Here is an 18,376-nt window from a genome sequence, read left to right as displayed (position 1 = left end):
CGCCGCGCGCGACGCCTGACGCAAGGCCGCCCGGCACGCCTTCTCACCGCTCGTTCACGCCCCATCACCATGACGTCCCAACTGCACAAAAAAGGCGAAGCCTGGTCGGCTCGCTTCTCCGAACCCATGTCGGAGCTGGTCAAGCGCTACACGTCGTCGGTCTTCTTCGACAAGCGTCTCGCGCTCGTCGACATCGAGGGCTCGCTCGCGCACGCGTCGATGCTGGCCGCGCAGAAGATCATCTCCGCCGACGACCTCGCCGCCATCGAGCGCGGCATGGCGCAGATCAGGGACGAAATCGGGCGCGGCGAGTTCGCGTGGCAACTCGATCTCGAAGACGTCCACCTGAACATCGAGGCGCGCCTCACGGCCCTGATCGGCGACGCCGGCAAGCGCCTGCACACGGGCCGCTCGCGCAACGACCAGGTCGCGACCGACATCCGCCTGTGGCTGCGCGGCGAGATCGACCGCATCGGCGGCCTGCTCGGCGACCTGCGCGGCGCGCTGCTCGACCTCGCCGACCAGCACGCGGGCACGATCATGCCGGGCTTCACGCACCTGCAGGTGGCGCAGCCCGTGACGTTCGGCCATCACCTGCTCGCCTACGTCGAGATGTTCACGCGCGACAGCGAGCGCATGGCCGACTGCCGCAAGCGCGTGAACCGCCTGCCGCTCGGCGCGGCGGCGCTCGCGGGCACGAGCTATCCGATCGACCGCTTCGCCGTGGCGAAGACGCTCGGCTTCGACGGCATCTGCGCGAACTCGCTCGACGCCGTCTCCGACCGCGACTTCGCGATCGAATTCACGGCGGCCGCGGCGCTCGTCATGACGCACGTCTCGCGCTTCTCGGAAGAACTCGTGCTGTGGATGAGCCCGCGCGTGGGCTTCATCGATCTGGCCGACCGCTTCTGCACGGGCTCGTCGATCATGCCGCAGAAGAAGAACCCCGACGTGCCCGAACTCGCGCGCGGCAAGACCGGCCGCGTGAACGGCCATCTGATGGCGCTCCTCACGCTGATGAAGGGCCAGCCGCTCGCGTACAACAAGGACAACCAGGAAGACAAGGAGCCGCTGTTCGACACCGTCGACACGGTCGCGGACACGCTGCGCATCTTCGCGGAGATGGTCGCGGGCATCGCCGTGAAGGCCGAGGCGATGCGCGCGGCGGCGCTGCAAGGCTTCTCGACGGCCACCGACCTCGCCGACTACCTCGTGAAGAAGGGCCTGCCGTTCCGCGACGCGCACGAAGCCGTCGCGCACGCGGTGCGCATCTGCGTGGACCGCAACTGCGATCTGGCCGACCTCACGCTCGACGAAATGCGCCGCGAACTGCCCGCGGTCGCGCACCTGCTCGGCGAGGACGTGTTCGCCGTGCTGACGCTCGACGGCTCGGTCGCGGCGCGCAACCATCCGGGCGGCACCGCGCCCGAGCAGGTGCGCGCGGCCATCGCGGCGGCGCGCGCGGCGCTCACCGCGTCGAAATAAGCGCAAAGCAGGCACGAAACAGGCACAAGGCAGCGGGTCGAAACGGGCTCGCGTCGCCGCAAACCGGGCGCTCGACGGACTCCGTCGCGCGCCCGGTTCGTCTTGGTGCCGTTCCATGAGGCAACGGGGTGACAAAGCGCTGTACCCACCGCAAAATGCCCGAATTGTGCGCCCGGCATTCGTGCGGCGCGACCTATGATCCGGCGCGATACTGACGGTTTTCCGATCCGGTCTCCCCCGCCGCACCATCTCGACCTTCCCCGTTCGCCCTTGTCCCCACTGTCGCCCCGATGATCGTTCGCCCCCATCTCCACTGGTTTCGCATGCTGCTCGCCTGGCGCGGCTCCGTGCTGCCGCAGTTGCTGCCGCGCCTCTTCATCGTGCTGTGCGTCTCGATCATCGCGGTCGCCGCGCACGACCACATTCTCAAGCTCACGGTGAACCTGAGCACGGTGCCGTTCTCGCTGATCGGCATCGCGCTCGCGGTGTTTCTCGGCTTTCGCAACAGCGCGAGCTACGACCGCTACTGGGAAGGCCGCAAGCTCTGGGGGCAAATGCTCAACGAAACGCGCTCGCTCGTTCGCGAAGCGCTCACGCTCCCGCGCGGCGCCGACGAAGCCGCAACGCGCGAGCGGGCCCGCGAACTCGTGAGCCTGCTCGCGGCGCTGCCGCATGCGCTGCGCCATCAATTGCGCAACACCGATCCGCGCGCCGACCTCGAAACGCGCCTGCCGCACGCGCTATTCGAGCGCGTGATGACTTCGCGCTACCGCCCCGCCACGCTCATGCTCTGCGCTTCGGAATGGGTCCGGCGCGAGGCGCGCGAAGACCGCCTCGACGGCTACGCGGTGCTCGCGTTCGAGCGCAATCTCAACGGGATTTCGGATGTGATAGGCGGTTGCGAGCGCATCGTTTCCACGCCGCTGCCGTTCGCGTACACGGTCATGATTCACCGCACCGTGTACTTCTTCTGCGCGACGCTGCCGTTCGGCCTCGTGGAGAGCATCGGCGCCCTCACGCCGATCTTCGCCGTATTCGTGGCTTACGCGTTCATGGCCCACGAAGCAATCGCCTCGCAGATCGAAGACCCGTTTGGCACCGAGGACAACGACCTCGCGCTCAACATGATGTCGGCGGGCATCGAGGCCGCCTTGCACGACCTCATGGGCGAACCCACTTCGCTGCCGGCGCGCACGCCGGAGCAGTTCATCCTCGACTGAAACCGCGCCTCAGCGATTGTCCACCGTCTCCGCCAGGCGCTTCAGGGTCGCGAGGCGTCCGCCCAGCAGATCGAGCCGCGCATGCTCGTCGATGAGCGGCGTGGTCGCGTCGCGATACGCACGCCACGCGCTCTGCGCACGCGACACCGTGGGCCGCGCGTGCGTCGGCATGCGCGCGTAAAGCTGGCGATAGTAGCGGTTCAGGTCGTAGCTCACGTGCTCGCAACGCGCGTCGGCGCTGCAAACGCGCGCGCGCGGCGGCGTGCCGTCGTACATCGCCGCTTGGTTGCGCAGCGCGAGCGCGCGGTCGCGCACCGGCTGCAGGCGCATGTCCGCCTCGTAAAGCTGGTAGGTGCTGCCGCTCGTCGTCGCGAACGCGGCGCCGAGCATGGTGTCCTCGGCGTCGCGCCAGGCCACCCACTTCTGCTGGCTCGCGCGCCAGCGCTTTTGCTGCGCGGCAGGCAATTTCGCGAGCAGTTGCGTGAGCGCCGTATCGGCGGCCACGCGCCACGCGCTGCGCGCGTCGTCCATGCACTGGATCTGCCCGGCCGTCGAAGAACGGTCCGCGCGCGCGAGACACGCGCGCATGCCCGTATCGATCGGATCGGCCGCCGCGACCTCGGCGCGCGCCGCCGGCGCCGCGGCGAACAGCACCGCGGCGGCGCCCAAGGCAGAAAACGCCGGCACGATCGCGGCAAGGTAACGCGCGAACCGCGCCGATAAACCGCCCTTCATCACCCTTCCTCGCGCGTCAATCGCGCACGCAATCCACGAAGTACTCGATGCGGCCGTTGATGGTCTCGCCCACGAGCCCGTGGATATCTGTGTGGAAGCCCGGGAAGCGCTCGTTGAACTCGCGCGCGAACTTCAGGTAATTCACGATCGTCCTGTTAAAGCGCTCGCCCGGAATCAGCAGCGGAATGCCCGGCGGATACGGCGTGAGCAGGATCGACGTGACGCGGCCTTCGAGTTCGTCGATGGGCACGCGGTCGATCTCGCGGTGCGCGAGCTTCGCGAAGGCGTCCGACGGTTTCAGCGCGGGCTCCATGTCCGAGAGGTACATCTCGGTCGTGAGGCGCGCGATGTCGTTGGCGCGGTAGACGCTGTGGATCTGCTGGCACAGATCGCGCAGGCCCACGCGCTCGTACATCGGATGCTGCGCGACGAACTCGGGCAGCACGCGCCAGAGCGGCTGGTTGTTGTCGTAGTCGTCCTTGAACTGCTGGAGTTCGGTGACCATCGAGTTCCAGCGGCCCTTCGTGATGCCGATCGTGAACATGATGAAGAACGAGTAGAGCCCCGTCTTCTCGACGATGATGCCGTGCTCGGCCAGGTACTTCGTCACGATCGCGGCCGGGATGCCCGTGTCGCCGAACTCGCCGTCAACGTCGAGGCCCGGCGTGACGATGGTCGCCTTGATCGGGTCGAGCATGTTGAAGCCTTCGGCAAGCGCGCCGAAGCCGTGCCAGTGGTCGTTCGGGCGCAGCATCCAGTCCTCGCGCGAGCCGATGCCTTCCTCGGCCAGTTCGTCGGGGCCCCAGACCTGGAAGAACCAGTCGTCGCCGTATTCGGCGTCCACCTTGCGCATCGCGCGGCGGAAGTCGAGCGCCTCGGCGATCGACTCCTCGACGAGCGCCGGGCCGCCCGGCGGCTCCATCATCGCGGCGGCCACGTCGCACGACGCGATGATCGCGTACTGCGGGCTCGTGGACGTGTGCATCAGATACGCCTCGTTGAAGCGATGGCGGTCGAACGTGCTGTTCTCGGAGTCCTGCACGACGATCTGCGACGCCTGCGAAATGCCCGCAAGCAGCTTGTGCGTGGAGTGCGTGGCGAACACGAGCGCGCCCGTGCGCGGACGGCCCGCGCCGATCGCGTGCATGTCCTGGTAGAACGCGTGGAACTCGGCGTGCGGCAGCCACGCTTCGTCGAAGTGCAGCGTGTCGAGCAGGTCGCCGAGCAGGTCCTTGATCATCTCGACGTTGTAGATCACGCCGTCGTAGGTGCTCTGCGTGATCGTGAGGATGCGCGGCTTGAGATTGGGGTTCTTCGCGAGCGCCTCGCGCGCGAACGGATTCGCCTCGATCTTCTTGCGGATGTTCTCGGGCTTGAACTCGTCGCGCGGAATCGGCCCGATGATGCCGAAGTTGTTGCGCGTGGGCGTGAGGAACACGGGGATCGCGCCCGTCATCGTGATGGCGTGCAGGATCGACTTGTGGCAGTTGCGGTCCACCAGCACGATGTCGCCGGGCGCGACCGTGGCGTGCCAGACGATCTTGTTCGAGGTGGACGTGCCGTTGGTCACGAAGAACACGTGGTCGGCGCTGAAGATGCGCGCCGCGTTGCGCTCCGAGGCCGCGACGGGGCCCGTGTGGTCGAGCAGCTGGCCGAGTTCGTCCACGGCGTTGCAGACGTCCGCGCGCAGCATGTTCTCGCCGAAGAACTGGTGGAACATCTGGCCGAGCGGGTTCTTGAGAAACGCCACGCCGCCCGAGTGGCCGGGGCAGTGCCACGAGTACGAGCCTTCGTCGGCGTACTTCACGAGTTCCTTGAAGAACGGCGGCGCGAGCGCGTCGAGATAGACCTTCGCCTCGCGGATGATGTGGCGCGCGACGAACTCCGGCGTGTCCTCGAACATGTGGATGAAGCCGTGCAGCTCGCGCAGGATGTCGTTGGGCAGGTGGCGCGAGGTGCGCGTCTCGCCGTACAGGAAGATCGGGATGTCGGCGTTGCGCTTGCGCACCGCTTCCATGAACGCGCGCAGCGCGATGATGGCGGGCGCGTGCCCGGGCGCTTCGCCGTCGCCATTGCCTTCCACGTAGGGCAGCAGCTCGTCGTCGTCGATCGAGAGGATGAAGCACGCGGCGCGGCTCGACTGCTGCGCGAACGACGTGAGGTCGCCGTAGCTCGTCAGCCCGAGGACTTCCGCGCCCTCTTTCTCGATGGCTTCGGCGAGCGCCCGGATGCCGGAACCCGAGATGTTCTCGGAGCGAAAGTCTTCGTCGATGATGACGACGGGAAAACGAAACTTCATGGGCGATTCTCCAAAAGAAACGACCGCTGCATATGATGCGCAGCGGTCCCCGTATATCGTATGTCCGGTGGTTGTGTGCGCCTCGGCGTCAGGTCTTCGGCAAGGTCACGCCGTGCTGGCCTTGATATTTGCCGCCGCGGTCCGCGTAAGAGACTTCGCAGACCTCGTCGCTTTCGAAAAAGAGCACCTGCGCGACGCCCTCGTTCGCGTAGATTTTGGCAGGCAAAGGTGTCGTATTCGAGAATTCGAGCGTGACGTAGCCTTCCCATTCCGGCTCGAACGGCGTGACGTTCACGATGATCCCGCAGCGCGCATAGGTGGACTTGCCCAGACACACGGTCAGGACGTTGCGCGGAATGCGGAAATACTCGACCGTGCGCGCGAGCGCGAACGAATTGGGCGGGATGATGCAGACGTCGCCCTTGAAGTCCACGAACGATTTTTCGTCGAAGTTCTTCGGATCGACGATCGTCGAATTGATGTTCGTGAAGATCTTGAATTCGTCGGCGCAGCGAATGTCGTAGCCGTAGCTCGACGTGCCGTAGCTCACGATCTTGCGGCCGTCCTCCGAGGTGCGGACCTGGTCGCGCACGAACGGCTCGATCATGTTGTGCTCTTCGGCCATGCGCCGGATCCACTTGTCGGACTTGATTGCCATGTTCGCTACGTACGAGGAAAAATCGGGTCGGGAAAGCATGCGGACGGACCCACCGGGCGCTCGCCGCGTGCGAAAGGCGCCTATTTTACGCGATGTGGATCGGCATGCCTGGAACCGCGCGTGGCGCCTCGCGGATCGCCGCAACGGGTTCCACCGCCGCGGCCGCGAAAGCCGCGCCCTTGCTGGCGTCGGCGGCCACGCGGCGCGTCACGCCGACGCGGCGCTGCGTCACGCTCACTGGGCGCGGATCAGCCCGCACGCGAGCGCCGGGCCCGTGCCGCGCTGCGGGTAGGCGTAGGGGTCGATGGGGTCGCGGTGCACGATCACGGCGCGCTGCAGCACGGAGCGCACGCCGTCGAGCGACACATCGGGCGCGACGATGAAGCCGGTCGCCACGCCGTTCGAATCGGCGTGGATGTTGCCGAGGTCGCCTTCCACGCGCGCGCCGGATTTGAGGCGATCGGCGGCGGGCGCGAACACCGGACCGGCGCTCGAGGCGTCGGTGGCGTTGCAGTCGCCGCGCTCGTGCACCTGCAGGGCGTGATCGCTGTCGGGCGGCAGGCCCGCGAGGTTGTAGCTCACCTGCACGCCGTCCGAGTGCTCGACGAACGAGACGGTGCCGCGCGCCTGGCTGCCGACGGTCGGCAACAGCTGGGCGGTCGCGCGCTTTTCCTGCTGGCCCATGAAGCTCGTGCAGCCCGCGAGCAGAACGCAGCCACAAAGCGCCACGAGGGCCGTCCACCATACGACGTGCGCGTTCCCCGCTTGCCTGCTGTGTCCTTTATCCATGCGATCCTCTTGCCGGGCGGCGGCCGCCCCTTGCTGCCGCCATACCGGACCCGATGAAGCCCTCATGATACCGCGCACGCGGCGCGCCGCGTGCCTATCTGTCCCCATGCGCGGGCCCCGCGGGCTTGGCCGGCGGACTTCAGGTGTTCTGCACGACGATGGTCGGGAACTTCGAGCTCATGTCGCGGGCGCGCTCGGCGATCTGGATCGCCACGCGCCGCGCGATCGCGCGATAGATTTCCGCCACCGGCCCCTGCGGCGCGGCCACCACGGTCGGGGTGCCCGAGTCGGCCTGCTCGCGAATCGCAATATCGAGCGGCAGGCTGCCGAGCACCTCCACGCCGTACTCCTTCGCCATGCGCTCGCCGCCGCCCGCGCCGAAGATGTGCTCGGCGTGGCCGCAGTTCGTGCAGACGTGCACGGCCATGTTCTCGACGATGCCGAGAATCGGAATGCCGACCTTCTCGAACATCTTGAGGCCCTTCTTCGCGTCGAGCAGCGCGATGTCCTGCGGCGTCGTGACGATCACGGCGCCCGTGACGGGCACGCGCTGCGAGAGCGTGAGCTGGATGTCGCCGGTGCCCGGCGGCATGTCCACCACGAGATAGTCGAGTTCGCGCCAGTTCGTCTGCCGCAGCAGTTGTTCGAGCGCGGACGTGGCCATCGGGCCGCGCCAGACCATCGGATTGTCCTGCTCGATCAAAAAGCCGATCGAGTTGGCCTGCACGCCGTGGCCTTCGAGCGGATTCATCGACTGGCCGTCGGGCGACTCGGGGCGGCCCTCGATGCCAAGCATCATCGGCAGCGAGGGCCCGTAGATGTCCGCGTCGAGCACGCCGACCGACGCGCCTTCGGCGGCGAGCGCGAGCGCGAGATTCACGGCGGTCGTGCTCTTGCCCACGCCGCCCTTGCCCGACGCGACGGCGACGATGTTCTTCACATTGGGCAGCAGCTTCACGCCGCGCTGCACCGTATGCGCGGCAATCTCGCTCCTGACCTCGACGCGGCTCGACTTCACGCCCGGCACGGCGGCGAGCGCCGCCTCGACCTGCGCGCGCACGGCGTCGAACTGGCTCTTCGCCGGATAGCCGAGCACGATCTCGACGCCGAGCACATCGCCTTCGACGGTAACGTTGCGCACGCCCCTGGCCACCGCGTACGGATGGCCTGTGTTCGGATCCGTCAAGGCCGCAAGCGCGGCGTCGACCAAAGCCCGATCTATGCTCATTGAAACTCCGTGGGGAGAATGCCGGTCTGCGTGAGCGGGCCTCGGACCGAGGACCGGTCGCCCTCGCGCCGGAAATCGAAAGAAATTGTTAAGCTGCATTGCGCAAAATTTGCCGGCAGGGCACGCTTCGCGGCAGCGTCGTTTTCGGGTGCCGACCCAGTGCGGTCAAAGCCGCCGTCCAGCGGCTTTTCGCCCGGGCCGGCGCCAACCTTAAGGCGTCATTGTAGTAGCTGCCGCCGCGAGCCGTTCGAAGACCCTGTTCACAAGCGGGGCCGCGAACGCCCAAGGGCAGCGTCCGTTCCACTCAAGAGAGGAAAGCACATGAACACAAGAATCCTGACTCGCCTGTCCGTCTTCGCCATCGCCGGCGCACTCGTCGCTGGCTGCGCAACGCAGCAGGGCACCAACACGGCCGTCGGCACCGGCGTCGGCGCGGGCACGGGCGCGGCACTCGGCGCGATCTTCGGCGGCGGCAAGGGCGCCGCGATCGGCGCCGGCGCCGGCGCGCTGGTCGGCGGCATCACGGGCTACAACTGGCAGAACATCAAGAACCGGCTCTCGGGCGCCACCAAGGGCACCGGCACGCAGATCACCGAGCAGCCGGACGGCTCGCTCAAGCTCAACATTCCGAGCAACGTGACGTTCGACACCAGCAGCTACGCGATCAAGCCGTCGTTCGCACCGGTGCTCGACCAGGTCGCGCAGACGCTCCAGCAGAATCCGGAAGTCGTCGCGCAGGTGGTGGGCCATACGGATAACACGGGCCAGCCGGCATACAACCAGACGCTGTCGGTCAACCGCGCACAGAGCGTGGTGAACTATCTCGCCTCGCGCGGCATTCCGATGCAGCGCATGTCGGCCGAGGGCCGCGGCGATACCCAGCCGATCGCCGACAACAACACCGAAGCGGGCCGCGCAGCGAACCGCCGCGTGGAAATCTATCTGCGCGCGACGGCGCAGCACCAGGGCGGCTAAGCCAACCGGGCGCCGACGCCCGAGAAAACAGCGACACAACAACGGGACGCCAGCCATGGCGTCCCGTTTTTTGTTCGGCACCCGAATTGCCGCAAACCGTTGCGGCACGGGCATCGAAGGCACGCTCGAAGCACCCGGCTGAGAATCGAAAAAAATTTCGAACTCTTTTCGAACTCTCCGGAAATCGTGTTGTCTTTCATTACGGTACGTGTGCGGCAGCGCCGCCGCGTCACCATTCTCCTCTTGTCGTTGTTGCTCCGGGGCCATCTTGCCCCGGTTTTTTTTGCCTCGCGATTTGCTTCCTGTTTGCGCGCGCAACCCAACCGGCGCCTGCGCGCAAGCGCCCTCCCGGACGCCTCGCCAGCGAGCGCGCACCCCCGCGCTGAACGGTAGTGCGGCCGCCCTGCTAAAATCGCCCTTTCCCCCCGCAACATCGGACTTCTCCTCACTTATGTCAGCACCCGCCACCGACCTCGCAGCAGCCGGCGCGCATGCCAATCCAGGCGGCCGCCGCCAGATTCTCGTCACGTCTGCTCTGCCGTACGCCAACGGTCAGATCCACATCGGCCATCTGGTCGAATACATCCAGACGGACATCTGGGTTCGCGCGCTGCGAATGCATGGCCACGAGGTCTACTACGTCGGTGCCGACGACACGCACGGCACGCCCGTCATGCTGCGCGCCGAGAAGGAAGGTCTCACGCCGCAGCAACTGATCGCGCGCGTGTGGCAGGAGCACAAGCGCGATTTCGACAGCTTCGGCGTATCGTTCGACAACTACTATTCGACGGATTCCGAAGAAAACCGCGTGCTTTCCGAGTCGGTATATCTGGCGCTCGAGGAAGCCGGGCTCATCGAGACGCGCGACATCGAGCAAGCCTACGATCCGGTCAAGAACATGTTCCTGCCGGACCGCTTCATCAAGGGCGAATGCCCGAAGTGCGGCGCGAAGGACCAGTACGGCGACAGCTGCGAAGTTTGCGGCTCGACCTACGCGCCAACCGACCTGAAGAATCCGTACTCGGTGGTCTCGGGCGCCACGCCCGTCCGCAGGACCTCGACGCACTACTTCTTCCGCCTCTCCGACCCGCGCTGCGAAGACTTCCTGCGCGGCTGGGTGAGCGGCCTCGCGCAGCCCGAGGCGACGAACAAGATGCGCGAATGGCTCGGCGAATCGGGCGACTCGAAGCTCGCCGACTGGGACATTTCGCGCGACGCGCCCTACTTCGGCTTCGAGATTCCCGGTGCGCCGGGCAAGTACTTCTACGTGTGGCTCGACGCGCCCGTCGGCTATTACGCGAGCTTCAAGAACCTGTGCGAAAAGCGCGGCATCGACTTCGACGCCTGGGTGAAGTCCGGCTCGAAGACCGAGCAGTATCACTTCATCGGCAAGGACATCCTGTATTTCCACACGCTGTTCTGGCCGGCCATGCTGCAGTTCTCGGGCCACCGCACGCCGACCAACGTGTTCGCGCACGGCTTCCTCACCGTGGACGGCGCGAAGATGTCGAAGTCGCGCGGCACCTTCATCACGGCAGAAAGCTACGTGAGCACGGGCCTGAATCCCGAGTGGCTGCGCTACTACTTCGCCGCGAAGCTCAACAGCACGATGGAAGACCTCGACCTGAACCTCGAAGACTTCCAGGCGCGCGTGAACAGCGATCTGGTCGGCAAGTACATCAACATCGCGAGCCGCGCGGCGGGCTTCCTCATCAAGCGCTTCGAGGGCCGCGTGCAGGACAGCGCGATGAACCATCCGCTGCTCGAGCAACTGCGCGCCGCGATCCCGCAAATCGCCGCGCACTACGAAGCGCGTGAATACGGCCGCGCGCTGCGCCAGACAATGGAGCTCGCCGACGCCGTGAACGGGTACGTCGACACAGCCAAGCCCTGGGAACAGGCAAAAGACCCGGCGAATTCCGTGGCGCTGCACGAAACCTGCAGCGTGAGCCTGGAAGCGTTCCGCCTGCTTTCGCTCGCGCTCAAGCCGGTGCTGCCGACGCTCGCCGAAGGCGTCGAGCAATTCCTCGCGATCGCGCCGCTCACGTGGGCCGATGCGGGCAACGCGCTGTCGTCGCAACAGCCGATCAACGCGTACAAGCACCTGATGACGCGCGTCGATCCCAAGCAGATCGAAGCGCTGCTCGCCGCGAACCGCGATTCGCTGCAGGCCAGCGACGCGCCCGCCGCGGCCGCCGATGCAAGCAAGAAGTCGAAAGCGGCGAAGGAAGCGAAGAAGGCCGAACCCGAGACGCCCGATGTCATTTCGATCGACGACTTCGCGAAGATCGACCTGCGCGTGGCGCTGATCGTCGACTGCAATATCGTCGAAGGCTCGGACAAGCTGCTGCAACTCACGCTCGACGTGGGCGAAGGCCGCACGCGCAACGTGTTCTCGGGCATCCGCTCGGCCTACGCGCCGGAAGACCTCAAGGGCAAGCTGACCGTGATGGTCGCGAACCTCGCGCCGCGCAAGATGAAATTCGGCATGTCCGAAGGCATGGTGCTCGCGGCCTCCGCCGGCGACGAAAAGGCCGAACCGGGGCTTTATATTCTCGAACCGCACAGCGGGGCAAAGCCTGGCATGCGCGTGCGGTAATCCCGCGGCCAGCCATACGCTGAAGGCCCCCGCAATCAAAAAGCACGCCTTGCCGGTGTGCTTTTTTTTGCGCCGCCGGCATTCGACGCCCCGATGGCTTACGGCCGCGCGTGCATCCTGAGTCCGCTACCGGCGAATTCGATCGAAACGCCGCGTGTAAAGAATATCGGCGCCGTAGAACGTGCCGCCGTAGACCACCACCGACCAGTAGCGCGTAAGGTTGATCGTCGCCTTCACCGCGTTCGAAGCCGACTGCAAGCCCTGCTCGTAGCCGATCACGAGCCGCTGGTTGATGGCCTTCGCGATCATCACGACCTCGGGGTCGGTCAGGCCGACCTCGCTGCGCCCGATCGAAAACTCGTCGAGCCCGATGCTCTGCGCAATGCGCTTGCCCTGCGCGCTGCCGAGCAGCGCGAGCGCGGTCGTCATGGCGCTCTGCTGGCCGATGTTGTTGCCCTGGTCGGTGCCGTGGCCGAACAGCAGCCAGGAGAGCTTTTCGTTGTCGGGCACGTTGGGCTCGGAGACGAGCCGCACCACCGGCGCCTGCACCGTGCCCGTGACCTGCACGCCCGCCTCGACCTGCTGGTTACGGCGCATGGCGAGGATGTTGATGCCCGGATTGCCCACCGGTCCGTTGAACGTGAAGAAACCATTCTCGATATTGAGCTTGGTGCCGAACGCGGTGTAGCTGGAGCCCTCGGTCACGCGCACGTTGCCGACCGCACGCAGCGGCACGTCCGGCGCGCTGTTCGCCGTGATCGTGCCGGCGAGGCCGAGATCCGCGCCCTGCCCGCGGAAGCGGAAATCGCGCCCGAGATCGAGGTCGATGTTCGCGCGCGGGGCGAAGCGCGGCGCGGGTTTCGTCGAGGCCGTTTCCTCGATCGGCGGCCGGCCGCCCGACGTGGTGCCGTCGGGGCGCACGATCACGACGTCGTCGCCGAGCGAGGGCGCGGGCGATTCGGGCATGTCGAAAAGCGCGTGATCCACGGTGAACTTGCCGTCGATCTGCATGCCGCCCAGGCGCCCCCCGTTCGCGATGCTCGCGCTGCCCGAGAGCGAGAGATTGCGGTCGGGCGAGGCGAACAGCTCCAGCTTGTCCGCGACGATGCTCGCGGTGAGGTCGGGCTCGGCGTTGTCGAGGCGCACGCGGCCCGTGGCGCGCAGCGTGCCGCTCGTCGCGCCGTGGAACTCGACCTGCTGGAAGTCGACGAGGTTCTGCGAAAGCGCGATGCGGACCACGCCGTCCTTCAGCTCCACGCCCTGACCGACCATGGTGGCCGAAAGCCCGTCGCCGACGAGCGAGCCCGTGAGATTGGGCTTCGCGACCGTGCCGCCGAGCGCAAGCTGCAGCGCGAGATGGCCGTCGAGCAGATAGCCCGGACCGAACAGGCCGCCCGTCGTCCTGAGCGAGGGCACATTCGCCTTGATCGTGCCGCCGACCGGCGCCTCGTCCGCGACGCTCAGCGTGCCGTCGCGCGGCACGAGCGTCGTCCAGGCGTCGATGTCGAGCATGCCGACGCGGCTCGCCTGCGCATGCGCCGTGAGCGTGAGGCGGTTGCCGCCGCTGAAGGCCGCGCGCGCATTGAGTTCGCCCACGCCGAACGACGCAAAGCCGCGCCCGATCGCGGTCGTGATGTCGCCCGAGCGGCGCTTGATCTGCACATAGCCGGTCGCCGTCTGGCCGATGGAAAAGTCCCAGTCGCCATCGAAGATCATGTCGGTCCTCAGCGTGGACGGCACGCCCGTGAATTGCTGGCGCAACTGCAGGATGCGCGCGAGCGAGACGTTCGTGAGCGTGCCCGCCGAGCGAATGCGGCCGTGGTCGAGGTCGAACGACTTCAGTTCGAGCGTGGCGCCCTCGGCCGCGAGACGCGTGGCGCCGAGCGTGACCTTGCCGGGGCCCGCGCTCACCGTCACCGGCGACTGCAGCGTCACGCCGGGCATGCCGCGGTTTTCGAGCTGCGTCACGGTGCCGTTCCAGCGCGTGCCCTCGCGCGTGTCCGACAGGCCGCCGTTGGCCGCCACCGCGAAGTCGATCGCCTGGCCCTGCACCTTGCCCTTCGCGTTCGCGGTGAGCGTGTGCTTCGCGCGCGTGCCGGCAAGGCGCGCGGAAAGCGTCGTGATCTCGACGCCCGCTGCCGCGATGCCGCTTGCGTCGGTGCTGAAGGCGAGCGCGCCGTTCGCGCCGTCGCGCGCCACGGCCTTGCCTTCGGCGTGGCCGATGCGGTTGTCGCCGAACACCACGTGGTCGGCCTTGTAGTCGAGCGAGACGTCGGGATGGGCGAAGGTGCCGGTCAGGTCGCCGTTCGCCGCAAGTTCCCCCGCTATGCCGAAGCCAAGCCGGTCGAGTTGCGGCGCATCCACGCGAAAGCGCAGGCGGTCGCCGGGCGCGCCGAAGCTGCCCTCCAGATCGACGGTATTGCCCGCCACCGAGAGGCTCGCGCGGCTCGGCAAAATGCGCGAGCCCGCCAGCTGGACGAGGCCCTGCCCCGTGAGCGGCAAGTCGTCGTAGACGCTTGGGCCGAGCTTGAACGCCGCTTTCGTCGTGAAGGTGGGTGCAAGCGTACCGCTCGCGTTGAGCGTGCCGTTCACGCGGGCTTCGATGCGGCGTGCCGGCGGCAGCGGCGCAGGGCGCGTCCGCGCCGCGGCTCCGCCCGCTGCGCCTTGCCCGGTCTGCTTCGCATTCTCGACGCGCTTTTGCCCGGCGGCCTGTTCGCCCGTTTGGGCGGGATTGAGCGCCGGGTTCAACGCCGGATTGAGCGCGAGATTGCGTTTGAGGTCGAGCGCATCGGCGGCCGGCGCGGGCGCGGGCGCGGGCGTTTGCGACGTGAGCGAGAGCGGATCGAAATTGGTCAGCACCGCCTTCAACTGGTACGTCGAACTGGCGTCGTGCTTGAGCGCGCCCGAAAGGTCGATCCGTCCGGTGCCCGAGGTCAGCCGCACGTCGTTGAACGAGAGGCGCGCGGGGTCCTGCGTCACCTTGCCCTGCACGCGCAGCGCCGACTTCGGATCGGCGAGATCGAGCGTGACGCTTTGCACGTCGCCGCTCAGCCGCACGCCGACCGGCCCCGCGAACTGCGTCGCGCGGACGCTCGACTGGATCGCGTTGAGGTCGAGCCCGGCCACCTTCAGGTCGAAGCGCCCATTGCGGCCGCTGACCGTGCCGCTGCCGGTGATCGTGGCGTTCTTCACGAGACGCACGGCAAGCGTCGGAATGCGCTGCGTTTTCGCATCGAGCACGACGTCCGCGCGGGCGTCGATAAGCGGCAGCAGCTTTTCGTCGATGGCGCCTGGCTTCGCGTTCACGATCGAGACGGTGCCCGCGACCGTGAAATCCGCCATGTTGCCGCGCGCACGCGCCGGCGCGGCCGGGGCCGAAGCGGCGGATGCGATCGAACCGGCAACGCCCGGCTTCGCCCCGGCTTGCGCCGCCGTGGTCGTAGTCATGGCCGGCGCCGATGCCGCAGTCGCCCCGGAAACCGCCGCAGCCCCCGAAGCCGAGGCCGCCAGCGCGGCCGGCACGCCCGCCGCGCCGCCCTGCACAGGCTGCAACTGCGCGCGCACGGCGAGATCGGCGAACGGCGCGCCGGGCGCGAAGGCCTGCGGATTCACGTGATCGAAGGCGAGCGTGGCGCGTTGCAAGGGCACGGCGGCGAACGGCGTGGCCTCCACATGCGCGCGCCCGGCGAGCTTCATGCCGCTCGCCTCGACCTCGGCCGTGAGCGCCTCCAGGGAGCCCGCGAGGGTCGCGTTCACCCGCACGTCCTCGCCGTTGACCTTGCCCGAGTAGCCGAGGTCGCCCGTGAGCGCGAACGGCCGCACGCCGTCGAGCTTCGCCTCGGCGCTCACGGCGCCAAAGGGCGTGTCCAGACGCTCGACGGCGGCCTCGTGATGACGGCCGTCGCTGCGCCCGTGAAACTGGAGCCGCGAGAACTCGCTGGCCGACGTGCCTTCGTGCAGCGTGAGCCTGTCGACCTGAAGGTCGCGGATCTCGAGCCCGAGCGGCAATTGCAGGTTCTCGGGCAGCTTCATGGGCGACGAAGGCTCGTGGGACGGCACGATGCGCATTTCGACGTCGCCGACGTGCAGATAGTCCACCACGAAGCGCCACGGCGCCCTGCCGAAACCCTGCAGCGTCCACTGGCCGCCGACGCGGTCCACCGTGAGCGTGGTGCCATCGGTGCCCCGCCAGCTCACGTCGGAAAAGCGCACGCCGGTCGCGAGCGTGCCGCCTTCGAGCTTGCCCGCGAGCTTGCCGTCGAGCAGCGCGACGGCGGCGCGCCACGCGTAGGCCGTGCCTCGCTCGGTGGTCAGCACGCCGTACAGCAATCCGCCGGCGAGCCCAACGACGAGCACCGGCACGACGATCGCCCAGGCGAGCGCCTTCCAGAGCCGGCGGCGCGGCGGCGGCCCGCCTTCGCCGCCTTTGCCGTTGCCGTTGCCGTTGCCTTTGCCGCTCTCGCCCCCGCCATGGCCGCCGGACTTGCCGGGCGCGCCCTCGTCCGGATTGCGGCTCGCCTCGTCCGGCGGCACCGCGAACGTGGCGGCCAGCCGGAACAATGCAGCAAGGCGACGCGCGCTCATGCGCCCACCTCGCCATGCGGCTCGGACTTCGAAACAAACCGGGGCAGCGAAGACGTCAGCATCAGAAGGCGATCCCGAGGGTCAGATAAGGCCGCACGCTGCGGGTGCGAAAGCCATAGGCGAGATCGAGGTTGACCGGCCCGACGGGGCTGCGCCAGCGCGCGCCGATGCCGGCGCCCGGATCGAACTCCTTTTCGCCCCAGGTGTCGGTGGCCGTGCCGACGTCGAAGAACGCCGCGCCGCCCCAGTCGTGGCTGAACCAGTGCTGGTATTCGGCCGAGCCGGTGACGAGGTACTTGGTTGGCAGGATCGAGCCGGCAACGTTGTTGCCGATGCTCTGGAACGCGTAGCCGCGCACCGAGTTCGAACCGCCCGCGCGGAACAGCAACGAGGCGGGCACGCCGCTCGACGGGCCGCTCGTGAACACGCCGCCCAGCTCCGCGCGAAACACCATGATGTCGCTGTGCGCGATCGGCAGGTACTGCTGGCCGCGCATGTAGGCGCGCAGGAAGCTCTGCTCGGCCCCCACGTTCTTGAGCGCGAGGCCCGCCTCGACGCGAACGATATTGCCCGAGCGCGGAAAGAGCGGATCGTCGACGTTGCGGCGCGTCCAGGCCCAGGTCGGAACGAGCGCGTAGGCCCGCGAGGACGGCCCGACGTTCTGGGTGAGGCGGTCGTCGTAGAACGTCAGCGCGTAGGCATAGTCGATGTTCTGCGAGGTGCGCGTGCGCTGTACGCCGACGCGCGCGCTATAGATGTTCGTATCCGACACGTCGGTGGTCGTATAGGAGGCGACCACGCTGTTGGTCCAGGCGCGCGGGCCCGGCGGCATCGATAGCTGAACCTGCCCGAACTTCTGGATCTGGTCGAGACGTCCCTGCACCTGGAACGGCCACGCCGCCCCGAACGTGTTCAGATACGTATAGGAGCCCTGGACGTGCGCGCCGGTGTCGGTCGAATAACCCACGCCGCCGCGAAAGTTGTTGTACGGGAACTCGCTCACCTTCACATGTACGGGCGTTTCGAGCGGCTTTTGCGTGTTGGCGTCGACGTCGATCGCCACGCTCGCGTAGTACGGCGTGTTCTGCACCTGGCGCTGCAGTTCGGCCACGCGGTTCAGATCGTAGATTTCGCCCGGCGAGAGCGGGTTCACGTTGTCGATGATGTAGCCCGGATAACGCCGCGTGCCCGAAACGTCGAGCTTGCCCAACGTGAACGTCGGCCCGCTGTCGAAGGTGACGGAAAGTTGCGCGTCGTGCCGGAGCGGATCGACGCGCGCCTCCGAGTGCGCGATCTTCGCGCCGAGGTAGCGGCGCGCCTGCAGCGCCTTGAGCGCGGCGTTCTTGGCGTCGTCCCAGCCCGACTGCGTGAAGGCGTCCCCGTCGTGCAGCGAGAACGCGAAGCGCGCGGTGTTTTCCTGCGCGGGATCCTCGCTCAGCACGGGGCCGCGAAAGGTGAGATTCACCGATGAAATCACCGTGCGCGGGCCCGCGTCCACGCTCACCCGCACGTGCCGCCTGCCCTCGATCGTGCGCACGTCGGTGCGCACGACCGGCGTGAAATAGCCCGCCGTCGAAGCGAGGTCGCGCACCTGCTGAGGCGTCGCGGTCACGAGGAACTCGAACTGATCCTCGTTCACGTCCGCGCGCGTGGCGAAGCGCGCGATGTCGAGGTGCGCCTGGAGCAGCCTGCGCAGGTCGCGCGGAGCGGCGTCGATTTCGACGTCGTAGTAGGTGCGCGCCCGCATCCACGGCAGGAGGCTGGCCAGGTCGGCCCACGCGGGCGTCGGGCTCGCGAGGCACAC

General features: G+C 67.5%; 12 protein-coding genes. 4 read left to right on the top strand and 8 right to left on the bottom strand.

Going from position 1 to position 18,376, the window contains the following annotated elements; genetic code table 11:
- Positions 1-69: 69 nt before the first annotated feature.
- Together argH and BLU17_RS12510 are read left to right on the top strand one after the other, a co-directional pair.
- Entirely contained in the window at positions 70-1,485 is a 1,416-nt protein-coding gene (argH, locus tag BLU17_RS12515) for an argininosuccinate lyase (RefSeq protein WP_091997039.1), read from the top strand.
- 290 nt (positions 1,486-1,775) lie between these two features.
- Positions 1,776-2,705 (top strand): bestrophin family protein, encoded by a 930-nt coding sequence (locus BLU17_RS12510; protein ID WP_091997038.1) that lies wholly within the window; start codon positions 1,776-1,778, stop codon positions 2,703-2,705.
- A gap of 9 nt (positions 2,706-2,714) precedes the next feature.
- Here BLU17_RS12510 and BLU17_RS12505 read toward each other — a convergent pair whose 3' ends face one another.
- The 6 genes from BLU17_RS12505 to apbC form a co-directional block, all read right to left on the bottom strand.
- Positions 2,715-3,440, bottom strand: a complete 726-nt coding sequence (locus BLU17_RS12505) for a lysozyme inhibitor LprI family protein (protein ID WP_091997037.1) — start codon at positions 3,438-3,440, stop codon at positions 2,715-2,717.
- Between the two features lie 16 nt (positions 3,441-3,456).
- Positions 3,457-5,739, bottom strand: a complete 2,283-nt coding sequence (locus BLU17_RS12500; protein ID WP_091997036.1) for an arginine/lysine/ornithine decarboxylase — start codon at positions 5,737-5,739, stop codon at positions 3,457-3,459.
- A gap of 88 nt (positions 5,740-5,827) precedes the next feature.
- Positions 5,828-6,397: a dCTP deaminase gene (gene dcd / locus BLU17_RS12495; protein WP_091997035.1), complete on the bottom strand. Its 570-nt coding sequence runs from the start codon at positions 6,395-6,397 to the stop codon at positions 5,828-5,830.
- 85 nt (positions 6,398-6,482) lie between these two features.
- Positions 6,483-6,635, bottom strand: coding sequence for a hypothetical protein (locus BLU17_RS33115; RefSeq protein ID WP_218137005.1), 153 nt, complete (start codon positions 6,633-6,635; stop codon positions 6,483-6,485).
- Complete coding sequence (locus BLU17_RS12490; protein ID WP_091997034.1) at positions 6,632-7,186, bottom strand: superoxide dismutase family protein; 555 nt, start codon at positions 7,184-7,186, stop codon at positions 6,632-6,634. The genes BLU17_RS33115 and BLU17_RS12490 overlap by 4 nt, the downstream gene beginning before the upstream one ends.
- 139 nt (positions 7,187-7,325) lie before the next feature.
- The gene (apbC, locus tag BLU17_RS12485) at positions 7,326-8,414 is read right to left on the bottom strand and encodes an iron-sulfur cluster carrier protein ApbC (protein WP_091997033.1); all 1,089 of its coding nucleotides are present in this window, start codon (positions 8,412-8,414) and stop codon (positions 7,326-7,328) included.
- A gap of 321 nt (positions 8,415-8,735) precedes the next feature.
- Here apbC and BLU17_RS12480 point away from each other — a divergent pair, with 321 nt between their 5' ends.
- Positions 8,736-9,389: a YiaD family glycine zipper/OmpA-like lipoprotein gene (locus tag BLU17_RS12480; protein WP_091997032.1), complete on the top strand. Its 654-nt coding sequence runs from the start codon at positions 8,736-8,738 to the stop codon at positions 9,387-9,389.
- Positions 9,390-9,840: 451 nt separating this feature from the next.
- A complete protein-coding gene (metG, locus tag BLU17_RS12475; RefSeq protein ID WP_091997031.1) occupies positions 9,841-11,988 on the top strand; it encodes a methionine--tRNA ligase in 2,148 nt (715 codons plus the stop codon).
- A gap of 126 nt (positions 11,989-12,114) precedes the next feature.
- Here metG and BLU17_RS12470 read toward each other — a convergent pair whose 3' ends face one another.
- Positions 12,115-16,572, bottom strand: a complete 4,458-nt coding sequence (locus BLU17_RS12470; protein ID WP_091997030.1) for a translocation/assembly module TamB domain-containing protein — start codon at positions 16,570-16,572, stop codon at positions 12,115-12,117.
- Between the two features lie 61 nt (positions 16,573-16,633).
- A complete protein-coding gene (locus BLU17_RS12465; protein WP_245746832.1) occupies positions 16,634-18,319 on the bottom strand; it encodes an autotransporter assembly complex protein TamA in 1,686 nt (561 codons plus the stop codon).
- Between the last annotated feature and the right edge of the window lie 57 nt (positions 18,320-18,376).

It is taken from the genome of Paraburkholderia lycopersici, from assembly GCF_900096975.1.
GTDB classification, from domain to species: Bacteria; Pseudomonadota; Gammaproteobacteria; order Burkholderiales; family Burkholderiaceae; genus Paraburkholderia; species Paraburkholderia lycopersici.
The sequence above is the reverse complement of the archived record's forward strand: the minus strand, read 5'-3'. Positions and strand labels throughout refer to the sequence as shown.

Bases quoted from the DNA above. Each gene is read 5' to 3' on its own strand.
- argH (WP_091997039.1), top strand. From the start codon at position 70: ATGACGTCCCAACTGCACAAAAAAGGCGAAGCCTGGTCGGCTCGCTTC.
- BLU17_RS12510 (WP_091997038.1), top strand. From the start codon at position 1,776: ATGATCGTTCGCCCCCATCTCCACTGGTTTCGCATGCTGCTCGCCTGG.
- BLU17_RS12505 (WP_091997037.1), bottom strand. From the start codon at position 3,440: ATGAAGGGCGGTTTATCGGCGCGGTTCGCGCGTTACCTTGCCGCGATC.
- BLU17_RS12500 (WP_091997036.1), bottom strand. From the start codon at position 5,739: ATGAAGTTTCGTTTTCCCGTCGTCATCATCGACGAAGACTTTCGCTCC.
- dcd (WP_091997035.1), bottom strand. From the start codon at position 6,397: ATGGCAATCAAGTCCGACAAGTGGATCCGGCGCATGGCCGAAGAGCAC.
- BLU17_RS12490 (WP_091997034.1), bottom strand. From the start codon at position 7,186: ATGGATAAAGGACACAGCAGGCAAGCGGGGAACGCGCACGTCGTATGG.
- apbC (WP_091997033.1), bottom strand. From the start codon at position 8,414: ATGAGCATAGATCGGGCTTTGGTCGACGCCGCGCTTGCGGCCTTGACG.
- BLU17_RS12480 (WP_091997032.1), top strand. From the start codon at position 8,736: ATGAACACAAGAATCCTGACTCGCCTGTCCGTCTTCGCCATCGCCGGC.
- metG (WP_091997031.1), top strand. From the start codon at position 9,841: ATGTCAGCACCCGCCACCGACCTCGCAGCAGCCGGCGCGCATGCCAAT.
- BLU17_RS12470 (WP_091997030.1), bottom strand. From the start codon at position 16,572: ATGAGCGCGCGTCGCCTTGCTGCATTGTTCCGGCTGGCCGCCACGTTC.
- BLU17_RS12465 (WP_245746832.1), bottom strand. From the start codon at position 18,319: ATGCGGGCGCGCACCTACTACGACGTCGAAATCGACGCCGCTCCGCGC.